This window comes from Duganella lactea, assembly GCF_009857505.1.
GTDB classification, from domain to species: domain Bacteria; phylum Pseudomonadota; class Gammaproteobacteria; order Burkholderiales; family Burkholderiaceae_D; genus Rugamonas; species Rugamonas lactea.
Map to the genome: position 1 here is coordinate 17,096 of NZ_WWCP01000023.1, position 13,617 is coordinate 30,712.

General features: G+C 66.0%; 5 protein-coding genes and 1 riboswitch. Of the genes, 2 read left to right on the forward strand and 3 right to left on the reverse strand.

All coding sequences use genetic code 11. The features are described 5' to 3' along the window. Positions 1-5: 5 nt before the first annotated feature. Both GTP44_RS17540 and GTP44_RS17545 read right to left on the reverse strand, forming a co-directional pair. Complete coding sequence (locus tag GTP44_RS17540; RefSeq protein WP_161020456.1) at positions 6-1,178, reverse strand: HPP family protein; 1,173 nt, start codon at positions 1,176-1,178, stop codon at positions 6-8. A 48-nt stretch (positions 1,179-1,226) separates the two neighbouring features. Beyond that, positions 1,227-1,703 carry an Lrp/AsnC family transcriptional regulator gene (locus tag GTP44_RS17545; RefSeq protein WP_160992281.1) on the reverse strand — a complete coding sequence of 159 codons (477 nt, stop codon included), beginning with the start codon at positions 1,701-1,703 and terminating at the stop codon, positions 1,227-1,229. A gap of 99 nt (positions 1,704-1,802) precedes the next feature. Here GTP44_RS17545 and GTP44_RS17550 point away from each other — a divergent pair, with 99 nt between their 5' ends. Both GTP44_RS17550 and GTP44_RS17555 read left to right on the forward strand, forming a co-directional pair. Next, complete coding sequence (locus tag GTP44_RS17550; protein WP_161020457.1) at positions 1,803-3,875, forward strand: aminotransferase class V-fold PLP-dependent enzyme; 2,073 nt, start codon at positions 1,803-1,805, stop codon at positions 3,873-3,875. Between the two features lie 207 nt (positions 3,876-4,082). Continuing rightward, entirely contained in the window at positions 4,083-12,812 is an 8,730-nt protein-coding gene (locus GTP44_RS17555; RefSeq protein WP_229256965.1) for a GH36-type glycosyl hydrolase domain-containing protein, read from the forward strand. Here GTP44_RS17555 and GTP44_RS17560 read toward each other — a convergent pair. Further along, positions 12,783-13,358: a TMEM165/GDT1 family protein gene (locus GTP44_RS17560; protein ID WP_161020459.1), complete on the reverse strand. Its 576-nt coding sequence runs from the start codon at positions 13,356-13,358 to the stop codon at positions 12,783-12,785. The two genes, GTP44_RS17555 and GTP44_RS17560, sit on opposite strands and share 30 nt — an antisense overlap. Positions 13,359-13,369: 11 nt before the next feature. Then, positions 13,370-13,554, reverse strand: a riboswitch (yybP-ykoY riboswitch). Positions 13,555-13,617: the final 63 nt, after the last annotated feature.

The following is a 13,617-nucleotide window of genomic DNA, read 5'->3' on the forward strand; positions in this document are numbered from 1 at the left end:
TTGTATCACGCCGCCGCTTCGGCGAACCGGCTTTCATACAGCGCCGCCAACAGGTCGGATTGGGTGATTAAGCCGACGAAGCGCTGTTCTTCGTCGACGATGGGGATGTGATGGAAGCCTGAGTCCGCCATCAGCGGCACCAGGTCGATGATCGGCGTGTCGACCCGCGCGGTGGTTGGATGATGGGTCATGATCTGGCCCACGACCTCGGCTTTTTCCGTGTGGGTGACGCCGCTTTTGCGCAGGAATCGGCGCAGTTGCTGGCGGATCCCGCCGTAGCTGTCGAGCCCGCCGTGATGGAGGAAATCGGTCTGCGTGACGATGCCGATGATGCGGCGCGCACGGTTCAGCACCGGCAGGCACACCACGCGGTGCTTGCGCATCGCCTGCCAGGCGTCTTCCAGGCTGGTGCCGAATTCGGCGCTGACGATGTCGCGCGACATGATGTCGGCGCAGTGGATGATGCCGAAGCGGCGCTGGTAGGCCCGCTGCTCGGTCTGCATGAACAGCGATTCCAGATCGTCGCGGCTGATGTCCAGCACCTGATTATGTTGCTTCAGCACGGCGTCCAGGTCCTCCGGCTTGAAGCCCAGCCGCACGGTCGGCACCGCATCCTTGGTGGCGTGCGGATTGACGTGCGCGTTTTGCTGCACATGCGGATAGCCGCGGCCGGTGAGGTTGTTGTACGTGATGGCCATCAGCACCAGCAGAATCGAATCGGCCATCACCGTCATCAGCACGAATTCAAAGCCGGCCGCGTGCACCGCCGGACCGCCGATGACCGTGGTCAGCGCCACCGCGCCGCCGGGCGGATGCAGGCAGCGCATGACGAACATGGCGGCGATCGCGCCGCCGCACGCCATGCCCGCCACCACCGGCAGCGGCAGGCTGTCGCCGAACCAGTGCACGCAGGCCGTGCCGACCAGGCCGCTGATGACGTTGCCACCGACCACCGACCACGGCTGCGCCAGCGGACTGGCCGGCAGCGCGAACAGCAGCACCGATGACGCGCCGATCGGCGCCACCAGAAAGATCGACGCATGGGTGTTTTGCAGCAGAACGTGGCTCAGCAGGGAGGTCAGCAGGATGCCGAGCAGCGCGCCGGCCGAGGCGCGCAATTGTTCACGGCGATTGGCGGTGGGGGCGCTGGGCAGCCAGCTGTCGAAGAAGGCGCGCATTGATTCAAATCAAGTATTTGAAATGGCGCATTATCGCACGATCGCCCTTTATGGGTGCGAGACCAGCCCCAGCGGCAGAGAGGTGGTGATTTTGATCTGTTCCATCGAGAACGCGGAGGACACGCCAGTGAGTTGCGCGGACTTGGTCAGCTTCTTGTAAAAGCGGTCATAACCCTCGATGTCGCTGGTTACCACCTTCAACAAATAGTCGACGTCGCCGCTCATGCGGTGAAATTCCTGCACCTCGGGCAGCGCCGCCACGGCGGCGGCGAAACGGGCGTACCACTTGTCGTCGTGCTGGGTGGTGCGGATGCTGACGAACACCGTCACCGGCAGGCCGACCTTGCGGCGGTTGACGATGGCCACGCGGTTCTCGATAAAGCCTTCCTCTTCCAGCCGGCGCAGGCGCTTCCAGCAGGGCGTCGAGGATAGCCCGACCTGCTCGCTCAACTGAGCGATGGACAAGGTGCCGTCGCGTTGCAGCGCGTTGAGAATGGCGTAGTCATAACGGTCAAGTAAATTCATTCCAATATTCCTGAAAAGATAGGATAAATCATCTACATATTATGCCTTGGCGAAGTATTTTGGTACGACTATTTCCGCTTGCCTCAGTAAACTGTGTGCATGAATACTGAAATCTATCTCGATAGCAACGCCACCAGCGTTGTCTTGCCAGCCGCGCTGGCCGCTGCCAGCGACGCCATGGGCCAGCGCTTCGGCAATCCCAGCAGCACCCACAGCACCGGCCTCAAAGCCAAGGTCATTCTGGACGAGGCGCGCGCCTGCGCCGTGCGTCTGCTGGGCGTTGGCAATGGTCGCCTGATGTTCAACAGCGGCGCCACCGAGGGCATCCAGACGGCGGTGCTGTCCGCGCTGTGCGCCCTGCGCGAGCGCCGCGACGCCGGCGAGGCCATCGGCACGCTGCTGGTCTACGGCACCACCGAACACAAGGCCGTGCCGGAAAGCCTGGCACACTGGAACCGCCTGCTGGGCCTGAACCTGACACTGCACAAGCTGCCGGTCGACGGTAACGGCGTCCATCAGCTGGCCGCGCTGCGCGAAGTCGCCAGCCAGGCGGCGATGGTGTGCACCATGGCCGCCAATAACGAAACCGGCGTCATCAGCGACCTGGCCGGCATCGAAGCCGTGCTCGGCGAAACCGCCAGCCGGGCCTTGTGGATGGTCGACTGCGTTCAGGCGTTGGGCAAGCTCAAGCTGGATCTGTCGTCAACCCGTATCGATTACGCACCGTTCTCCGGCCATAAACTCCATGCGCCGAAAGGCATCGGCATGCTGTACGTGCGCGCCGGCGTGCCGTTCACGCCGCTGATCATGGGCGGTGGACAAGAAGCCGGCCAGCGCTCCGGCACCGAGAACATGGCCGGCATCGCCGCGCTGGGTGTGGTGCTGGCGGCGCTGGAACGGGGCGACACCTTCCGCACCGAAGCCGAGCTGTACAGCTTCCGCACCCGTCTGGCCGATGCCCTGCGCGCCGCGCTGCCGGGCGTGGTCTTCAACAATTCCTTCGAGCACGCCTTGCCGACCACGCTGAACTTTGCCGTGCCGGGCCTGTCGAGCCGCGAGCTGATGGATGTGTTCGACGCCGCCGGGGTGCGCGTCAGCGCCGGCAGCGCCTGTTCGTCATCGAAAGCCGCGCCGAGTTATGTGCTGGATGCGATGGGCTTGCCGCTGTGGCGCAGCGCCGGCGCCATCCGCATGTCGTTCGGCCCGCTGGTGGACGAAGCGACGATCGCCGCCGCCTGTGTCCGTATCGAACGCTGTGGCGCCGCGCTGCGTGCCAGTTGCCTGATCCCATCGGAGCGCAGCGCCGGAACATATGACGGTCTGCTGCAACTGGGCGTGGAGGGAGCGTGCAGCTGGCTGGTGCTGGATGCCGCCAGCCATCGCTGCGTCGTCATCGATCCATTGCCGGACCACGTCGCGCGCATCGAAGCCTATGTGCGCTGCCAGAACTATCAGGTGCGAGCGGTGGTCTGCACGCAGCCCAACGCCGGCCGTACCGAGATGGTGGAAGCGCTGGGCCGCCACTTCAACCGCGCCGCCGATGCGGACGAGTATGGCTGGCCGCTCAACGCCGTCGCCATGCCGCTGGAAAACGGCGTCGCCGCCAGCGTCATCAAGCTGGGTGCGCAAGTGCTGGCCAGCGTCCGCTGCGACGCCGCTGGTGAGCCGCGCGCTTATCTGCTGGGTACGCCAGACGCCGCATGTCTGCCCGCCGCCGCTGTGCGCTTTGCCTTCAGCGCGCGTCCGCTGCAGCAGGCGCTGAGCGGCATCACCACCGCGCGCACGTTGTTGTGTCCAACCCGCGACGAGCACAACCAGTTCTGCGCCAGCATGGGCACTGCACCATCAGCAACGCTCGCTGCCGATCTGCAACTTGATGGCGCCGCGCTGGCCACCTTCCTGCAAACGCATCCGAACGCGCGTCTGGTCGATGTACGCGAGCAATATGAATTTGCCGCCACCGTCGCGCCGTCGCCGGCGGGCAAGGTTGCGCTGAGCGTGCCGCTGAGCCGGCTGGCGGAACACGCCAGCACCTGGCTGCACGATGACGCCGCGCCGCTGGTGTTCTTCTGCCGCAGCGGCAACCGCAGCATGAAGGCCGCCCAATGCCTGCGTCGCCTCGGCCATCCGCAAGCCTACAGCCTCAACGGCGGCCTCGCCCTGGCCACCTAAGCAGTTTCACCAAACCATGTCGTCCCGGCGCAAGCCGGGACCCATGCTGACCGCGCCCTGCAGTCACGCTTCCCATTCCCCAGCATCATCTGCCCCGGCTTTACTGTCGACCTCGTTATGTCTGTGAGCGTACAGTGCCGTCCCGTGCGCCACAGTAGGATTGCTTGGCCCATAATTTTCATTCGCAGAATCCACGCGAGGTCAAAGTTGAACAAATCCAATCCCCTGCTGCCCGAGATCACGCTCGGCTTTCGCGAGTCCCAAGCCGGCTCTCTGGTCTCCGATGAGGACGATGAGGATTTACCGCTGCGGGCAGAACTTTTCAGCGCCGCGCAAATGGCGGCACACGGCAAAACACTGGCGCAACATCACGAACTCAGCAAGCGAGGCGGCCGTGATCGCCTGTTGTCGCGCCTGGCGGAAAACGCCGCCGTCATTGATGCCACCTGCGATGAGCTCACCGCCGCCGTCAAGGCCGGTCGTCAGATCACGCCCGCTTCCGAGTGGCTGCTGGACAACTTCTATTTAATCGAAGAACAAATTCGTATCGCCCGCCGCCACTTGCCGAAGGACTACAGCAAGGAATTGCCGCGCTTGGGCAAGGGCGCGCCGGACGGCATGCCGCGCGTCTACAAAATCGCGCTGGAAATTATTTCGCATGGCGATGGCCGCGTCGATCCGGAATCGCTGTGCCGCTTCGTCGACGCCTATCAGGAAGTCGCCACGCTCAAGCTCGGCGAACTGTGGGCGATTCCGATCATGCTGCGCCTGGCGCTGATCGAGAACCTGCGCCGCGTGGCCGCGCGCGTGGCCGAGAACCGGCTGCAGCGCGACCTCGCCAACACCTGGGCCGACCAGATGATGGACATCGCCGAGAAAAATCCCAGCGGCCTGATTTTGATGGTGGCCGACATGGCGCGCTCCAATCCCCCCATCACCAGTGGCTTCGTCGCCGAGCTGGCGCGCCGGCTGCAAGGACAAAGCCCGGCGCTGACGCTGGCGCTGACGTGGATCACCCATCGCCTGGCCGAATCCGGGCAGACCATCGAGCAGCAGATCCAGGCCGAGATCCAGCAGCAGGCCGCCGAGCAGGTGTCGATCGCCAACAGCATCGGCAGTCTGCGCTTCCTCGGCACCATGGACTGGCAGGAGTTCGTCGAGACCATGAGCGTGGTCGAACAAACGCTGCGCCAGGACCCGGCCGATATCTACGGCAAAATGGAATTCGCCACGCGCGACCAGTACCGCCACATGATCGAGAAAATCGCCAAGCGCTCGCGCTTCAGCGAAGTGGAGGTGGCGCGGCAGGCGCTGGCGCTGGCACAGGCGCATCACGGCAAGGGCGATGGGCGCCACGGCCACGTGGGCTTCTACCTGATCGGCGGCGGCCTGGCGGCGCTGGAGAAGCAGGCCGGCATGCGCCGTCCGTGGGGCGAGGCGTTTCAGCAAACCTCGCGCGCCTCGCCGCTGACGTCCTACCTCGGCGCGGTCGCCGCGATCGCGTTTGTCGCCACCGCGCTGCTGCTGGACAGCGCGTCGCGCCACGGCGTGCGTGGCGGCGTGCTGGTGGCGCTCGGCGCGCTGGCGCTGCTGGGCAGCAGCCAGCTGGCACTGAGTCTGGTGAACTGGGTCGCCACGCTGGTCACGCGGCCCAATCCCTTGCCGCGCATGGACTTCAAGGACGGCATCCCGTCCGACGCGCGCGCCATCGTCGTGGTGCCGACGCTGGTCTACAGCAAGGAGAACATCGACGATCTGTTCGAGCAGATGGAAGTGCGCTTCCTCGCCAACCGCGATCCCAACCTGCTGTTTTGCCTGCTGACCGATTTCGCCGACGCCGGCGTCGAGCAGATGCCGCAGGACGCCGCGCTGCTTGAGCAGATGAAGCACCACCTCGCGCACCTGAACCACAAGTACGCCAACGGCACGCCGCATACGCCGTTCCTGCTGCTGCATCGCCCGCGCCGGTGGAATCCGCAGGAAGGCGTGTGGATGGGGCATGAGCGCAAGCGCGGCAAGCTGGAAGACCTGAACCGCTTCCTGCGCGGCGACGCGCGCGACAAGTTTTCGGTGGTGGCGGGCGACACCTCGGAGCTTGAGAGCGTCCGCTACGTCATCACGCTGGACACCGACACCCAACTGCCGCGCGACGCGGCCAGGCAGTTCATCGCCACCATGCAGCATCCGCTCAACCGGCCGCGCGTGGACATGCAGCGCCGTTGCGTGACCGAGGGCTACGGCATTCTGCAGCCGCGCGTGGCGGTGGCGCTGCCGAGCGAAAACGCCTCGCGCTACGAACGGCTGTGCGGCGGCGAGCCGGGCATCGATCCCTACACCCGCACCGTATCCGATGTCTATCAGGACGTGTTCTTCGAAGGCTCCTTCATCGGCAAGGGCATTTACGACGTCGACGTGTTCGAGCAGGTATTGGGCGGACGCCTGCCGGAAAACAAAATCCTCAGCCACGACCTGCTGGAAGGCTGCTACCTGCGCGCAGGCCTGCTGAGCGACGCGCAGTTGTACGAGGCCTATCCGGCGCGCTACAGCGAAGACGTGACGCGCCGCCAACGCTGGATACGCGGCGACTGGCAACTGATGGCGTGGCTGGGCGCCCGCGTGCCGGGCCGCGGCCGGCGCGAAAAGAATCCATTGTCGCTGCTGTCGCGCTGGAAGCTGTTCGATAACCTGCGCCGCAGCCTGACCGCGCCGGCGCTGGTGCTGTCGCTGATCACCGCGTGGCGCTGGTTGCCGGAACCGTGGATGTGGACCGGCGCCGTGCTGACGGTGATCTTCCTGCCGCCGTTGGTCAGCATGCTGTACGATGTGTGCCGCCGTCCGGAGGACACCTTGTGGAGCCAGCATATCCGCGCGTCGGTGCGGCGCGCCGGCTTGCAGTTCTCGCACGCGGTGCTGATGCTGGCCTTCCTGCCGTATGAGGCTTACTTCAGTCTCGACGCCATCCTGCGCAGCCTGTGGCGCTCCAACGTGTCGCACCGCCGCCTGCTGGAATGGCGCGCGTCGGCGCTGGCGCGTCAGGCCGACGGCACCTTCAGCACCTGGCGCACGATGTGGATCGCGCCGGTGCTGGCGCTGTTCGTCGGCGGCTGGCTGCTTGGCTGGAAGCCGGCCAGCCTGCCGCCCGCCGCGCTGTTCCTGCTGGCGTGGTTGGTGGCGCCGGCCATCGCCGACTGGATCAGTCGCCCGATCAAGCGCCAAAGCGCGCAGCTGTCGCCGGAGCAGACGCAATTCCTGCACAAGCTGGCGCGCCGCACCTGGGCCTATTTCGACCGCTTCGTCGGCCCGGAAGGCCACTGGCTGCCGCCGGATAATATGCAGGAGCACCCGGTGCAGGTGGTGGCGCACCGCACCTCGCCGACCAATATCGGCATGGCCTTGCTGGCCAACCTGAGCGCCGTCGATTTCGGCTACATCACGGTTGGCCAGATGATGACGCGCACCAACCACACGCTGGACAGCATGGACCAGCTGGAGCGCCATCACGGCCACTTCTACAACTGGTACGATACGCTGACCCTCAAGCCGCTGCATCCGATCTACATTTCGTCGGTCGACAGCGGCAATCTTGGCGGCCATCTACTGACATTGCAGTCCGGCCTGACCGGCTTGTACGATGAACCGGTGCTTGGCGCGCAGATCGTCGATGGCATCGTTGCCACCGCGCGCGTGTTGCAGGAGACGCTGGCCGCCGCCGCGCAGACGGGCGATCCTGCCGCGCCGGTGATCGACGGCGACATCGTGCTGGCCGCGCTGTCACCGGCGCCGGAGGCGGCCAACCTGCAGCAGTTGCACGTCTGGCTGACGCGCGCCACTGCCGCTGCGGACGCGTTCCAGCCGCAGGCCGCCAGCCACAGCGAGGCCGCCGCCTGGTGGGCGACCTCGCTGGCGCAGCAATGCCACGCCGCGCTGGACGAACTTGCCGCGCTGACGCCGTGGGCGTCGCTGCCGGCCGACGCCATCTTCGATACCAGCATGACCCGCGTGCCGACGTTGCGCGAACTGGCAGCGCTGGCGCGCGCCTCCTCCGCCATCGCCGTCACCGACCTGGCGCCGGACGAACGCGACCGCCAGCAACGCCTGGCGGAGTTGTTCGAGCAAGGCAGCGCCAATGCCCATGAGCGCATGCGCGCGCTGGCCGAGATGGCGCAGCGCTGCGGCGCCTTCGCGCAGATGGAATACGGCTTCCTGTTCAACCCGACCACCAAGCTGATGGCGATCGGCTACAACGTCACCGACCGCCGCCTGGACGCCAGCTACTACGATCTGCTGGCGTCGGAATCGCGCCTGGCCAGCTTCGTCGCCATCGCCCAGGGCCAACTGCCGCAGGACCATTGGTTCGCGCTGGGGCGCCAGCTGTGCATCGTCGCCGGCAAACCGGTGCTGCTGTCCTGGAGCGGCTCGATGTTCGAGTACCTGATGCCGCTGCTGGTGATGCCGAACTATCCCAGCACCTTGCTGGACCAGACCTACAACTCGGTGATCGACGCGCAGATCGATTATGGCAAGCGCCGCAACGTGCCGTGGGGGATTTCCGAATCCGGCTACAACACCGTCGACGCCAGCCTCAATTATCAGTACCGCGCCTTCGGCGTGCCGGGGCTGGGCCTGAAGCGCGGCCTGGCCGACGATCTGGTGATCGCGCCCTACGCTTCCATGATGGGCCTGATGGTGCAGCCGGAAGCCTCGTGCGCCAACCTGCAGCGCATGGCGGAACTGGGCTTCATGGGGCACTTCGGTTTTTACGAGGCGATCGACTACACGCCATCGCGCCTGCCGCGTGGCCAGAGCTTTGCGGTGATCCGGTCCTTCATGGTCCACCATCAGGGCATGGGACTGCTGTCGCTTAGCTATCTGCTGCACGACCGTCCGATGCAGCGCCGCTTCGATGCCGATCCGCTGCTGCAATCGACGCTACTGGTGTTGCAGGAGCGCAGCCCGCAGGCCGGCGCCTTCTACTCCAACACCACCGAGATGGCGGCCATCCGCACCGGCGCGCCGGAGCAGGCCAACCCGCTGCGCGTGCTGACGCAGCATTCGACGCCGGTGCCGGAAACGCAGCTGCTGTCGAACGGCCGTTATCACGTCATGGTCACCAACGCCGGCGGCAGCTACAGCCGCTGGAAGGACCTGGCGGTAACCCGCTGGCGCGAGGACAGCACGCGCGACAACTGGGGCAACTTCTGCTACGTGCGCGATGTGGAGGATGGCGAGTTCTGGTCCAGCACGTACCAGCCGACACTGGTCGAGCCGAAAAAGTACGAGGTGATCTTCTCCGAAGGCCGCGCCGAGTTCCGACGCGCCGACCGCAACATCGACCTGTACACCGAAATCGTGGTGTCGCCGGAAGACGATATTGAACTGCGCCGCACCCGCATCACCAACAAGTCCGACCGTGTGCGCACCATCGAGGTGACCAGCTACGCCGAAGTGGTGATGGCGCCGGCCGCCGCCGACAACGCGCACCCGGCGTTCAGCAAACTGTTTGTACAGACCGAAATTCTGAAGGACGAAAACGCCATCCTGTGCACGCGCCGTCCGCGCGGCGCGCACGAGGTGTCGCCGTGGATGCTGCACTCGATGATGGTGCACGACGCGCCGGTGACCGGCGTGTCGTTCGAGACCGACCGCGCGCGCTTCATCGGCCGCGGCAACACGGCGGCGGCACCGGGCGCCCTACTGGAGCAGGGGCCGTTGAGCGGCGCCGAAGGTTCGGTGCTCGATCCTGTGGTGGCGATCCGCTACACCATCACGCTCAAGCCGGACCAGTATGCGACGGTCGATATCGTCACCGGCATGGCCGAGCAGCGCGACGCGGCGCTGCACCTGATCGACAAGTATCAGGATCGCCATCTGGCCGACCGCGTGTTTGAACTGGCGTGGACCCACAGCCAGGTGGTGCTGCGCCAGTTGAACGCCAGCGAAGCGGATGGCCAGCTGTATAGCCGCCTCGCCAACTCGGTGATCTACCCGAACGCCGGCCTGCGCGCCGAAGCCGCCACGCTGATCAAGAACCAGCGCGGCCAGTCCGGCCTGTGGGCGTATGCGATTTCCGGCGACCTGCCGATCGTGCTGTTGCACATCAAGGACCCGGCCAATATCGAGCTGGCGCGCCAGATGGTGCAGGCGCACGCCTACTGGCGCCTGAAAGGCCTGGTGGTGGATCTGGTGATCTGGTACGAAGACAACTCGGGCTACCGCCAGGCGCTGCATGACCAGATCATCGGCCTGATCGCCTCCGGCATCGACGCCCAGGCGATCGACCGGCCTGGCGGCATCTTCGTGCGCCTGGTCGATCAGATCCCGAACGAGGACAAGGTGCTGATGCAGTCGGTGGCGCGGGTCATCATCAGCGACGCGCGTGGCGCGCTGGGCGAACAGATCAAGCGTCCGGCGCCGCCCACGCTGCGCATGCCGCCGTTGCAGGTGGATGGTCGCGGCGAGCCCGCCGACGCGGTGCCGGCGGCCGAACAGCCGGCGCCCCCGCTGCTGCTGGAGAACGGCATCGGCGGCTTCTCGCAGGACGGCCGTGAATACGTGATCACCACCAGCGCCGCACAACGCACGCCGGCGCCGTGGTCCAACGTGCTGGCCAATCCGCAGTTTGGCAGCGTGATTTCTGAAAGCGGCCAGGCCTACACCTGGCACGAGAACGCGCACGAGTACCGCATCACGCCATGGCACAACGATCCGGTCAGCGACGCCAGCGGCGAAGCGTTCTACCTGCGCGATGAGCAGAGCGGCCAGTTCTGGTCACCGACCGCCTTGCCGGCGCGCGGCAACGGCAGCTACACCACGCGCCACGGCTTCGGCTACAGCGTGTTTGAACACAGCGAAGCCGGCATCCACAGTGAGATGACCACCTTCGTCGCCGTCGATGCGCCGATCAAGTACACGGTGCTGAAAGTGCGCAACGACTCGACGAAGCCGCGCCGCCTGTCGGCGTTCGGCTATGTCGAGTGGGTGCTGGGCGAGATGCGCTCCAAGTCCGGCATGCACATCGTCACCGAGGCCGATCCGGTCAGCGGCGCGCTGTTCGCCAGAAACCCGTACAACACGGAGTTCAGCGGCCGCGTTGCCTTCTTCAATTGCGACGCCACGCAGCGCAGCATCAGCGCCGACCGCACCGAATTCCTCGGTCGTAACGGGGCGCTGGCCGCGCCGGCGGCAATGCGGCGCGCGCGCCTGTCCGGCAAGATCGGCGCCGGCCTCGATGCCTGCGCGGCGATCCAGGCGCCGTTCGACCTGCTACCGGGTCAGGAGCGCGAGATCGTGTTCGTGCTGGGCGTGGCCGGCCGCCGCAACGCCGACGCCAGCAGCCTGGTACAGAAGCACCGCAGCGCCGACGCCGCGCGCGAAGCGCTGGCCCAGGTGCATGCGCACTGGGAGCAAACCCTGGGCGCGGTGCGCATCGAAACGCCGGAGAAGGAAATCGACGTCATCGCCAACGGCTGGCTGATGTACCAGACCATCGCCTGCCGCATCTGGGCGCGCAGCGGCTACTACCAGTCCGGCGGCGCCTTCGGCTTCCGCGACCAGTTGCAGGACGCGATGGCCACCATCCACACGCAACCGCAACTGCTGCGCGATCAGCTGATGCTGTGCGCCGCCCACCAGTTCCTCGAAGGCGACGTGCAGCACTGGTGGCATCCACCATCGGACCGCGGCGTGCGCACGCACTGCTCGGACGATTATCTGTGGCTGCCGCTGGGCGCCTGGCGCTACGTCTCGGCCACCGGCGACATGGCCATCCTTGATGAAACCGCGCCGTATCTGGAAGGCCGCGCGGTCAAGCCGGAGGAGGATTCGTACTACGACATGCCGGCCCGCTCCAGCGAGCAAGGCACGCTGTACGAGCACTGTCAGCGCGCCATCCGCCACGGCCTGCGTTTCGGCCAGCATGGCTTGCCGCTGATCGGCTCCTGTGACTGGAACGACGGCATGGACAAGGTGGGCGAGCATGGCAAAGGGGAGAGCGTGTGGCTGGCGTTCTTCCTGTGCGAAGTGCTGAAGCGCTTCGCCGAGGTGGCGGATCTGCGCAACGACGCCGAATTCGCGGCCGAGTGCCGCGAGCAGGCGCGCCGCGTCGCCGCCAACGTCGAACAGAACGCGTGGGATGGCGAGTGGTATCGCCGCGCCTATTTCGATGATGGCACGCCGCTTGGCTCACACACCAACGAGGAATGCCAGATCGATTCGATCTCGCAAAGCTGGGGCGTGCTGTCCGGCGCCGCCGATCCGGTACGGGTGCGCGGGGCGATGGAGCAGGTCAATCAGCGGCTGGTGCGGCGTGACTCGGGCATCATCCAGTTGCTTGATCCGCCGTTCGACAAGGCCGGGCCGAATCCAGGCTACATTCGCGGTTACGTGCCGGGCGTGCGCGAGAACGGCGGCCAGTACACCCACGCCGCCATCTGGACCGCGATGGCCTTCGCCCGTCTGGGCGAGACCGAGCGCGCGTGGGAGCTGGCGCGCATGATCAATCCTGTCATGCACGGCCGCACCGCCGAGGATACGGCGGTGTACAAGGTGGAGCCGTATGTGGTGACGGCCGACGTGTACGCGGTGGCGCCGCATGTGGGCCGCGGCGGCTGGAGCTGGTACACCGGTTCGTCCGGCTGGATGTACCGGCTGATCCTGGAGTCGCTGCTGGGCCTCACCCGCGGCGCCACCCACCTGACGCTGGCGCCGAGCATGCCGCGGGACTGGACCGGCTTCTCGCTCAGCTACCGCTACGCCAGCGCCACCTACGAGATCCGCGTCGTCAAAGGCGCGACGTCGGCGCCGGTCCTGTCGGTGGATGGCGTGCCGCAGCCCGATGGCCGGATCGCGCTGATGGACAGCGGCCGCACCCACCATGTCGAGCTGCTGGTGCCGGCGTCGCCGGCGATATCACACGCCGAGGGAGGCGCCGGCGCCTAGCAGCGTGGCCACGCCCAGCGCCGCGAAGATCAGCGCGGCGATGCCGTGCACCAGCTTGAGCGAGATGCGGTTGGCGATCCGGTCGCCGAAGTACACGGCCGGCACGTTGGCCAGCATCATGCCCAGCGTGGTGCCGGCCACCACCGCGATCATGCTGTGGTAGCGCGCCGCCAGCGCGACGGTGGCCACCTGCGTCTTGTCGCCCATTTCGGCCAGAAAGAAGGCGATCAGTGTGGTCAGGAACACACCGTAACCGGCGACCGGCGTAGCGTCGTCATCCAGCTTGTCCGGCACCAGCGTCCACGCGGCCATCGCCAGGAACGAGGCGCCCAGCACCCAGCGCAATAGCTCCGGCCCCATCAGACTGGTGATCCAGGTGCCGATGGCGGCGGCGAAGGCGTGGTTGGCGATGGTGGCGACGAAGATCGCGGCGACGATCGGTAAGGGACGGCGGAACCTGGCGGCGAGTACGAATGCGAGCAGCTGGGTTTTATCGCCGATTTCCGCGAGGGCGACGATGCCGGTAGAGACGAGGAATGCTTCCATGATGTGAGAGTACGAGGGCCGGAACGGTTAACCAATGACACAGGCGCAGCTCCGGCCCATCATGGCGGCGCCCAGGTCATGGTCTCGTCAAGCCGATGCTGGCCACCTGCGCCACGGTCTGCGGACCGATTATGTTGACACAGGTTCTTGCGCCGGGGGCGACGCAAGCCGACTACTCCCCACTAAAGGCCGCTAGTTTAACACATGACAGAAACATCGCTATGGTATTCTGCTTCGCGCTGAAGCTTACATTGAAGGT

Coding starts and splice junctions, on each gene's coding strand:
- GTP44_RS17540 (WP_161020456.1), bottom strand. CDS start 1,178: ATGCGCGCCTTCTTCGACAGCTGGCTGCCCAGCGCCCCCACCGCCAAT.
- GTP44_RS17550 (WP_161020457.1), top strand. CDS start 1,803: ATGAATACTGAAATCTATCTCGATAGCAACGCCACCAGCGTTGTCTTG.
- GTP44_RS17560 (WP_161020459.1), bottom strand. CDS start 13,358: ATGGAAGCATTCCTCGTCTCTACCGGCATCGTCGCCCTCGCGGAAATC.
- GTP44_RS17545 (WP_160992281.1), bottom strand. CDS start 1,703: ATGAATTTACTTGACCGTTATGACTACGCCATTCTCAACGCGCTGCAA.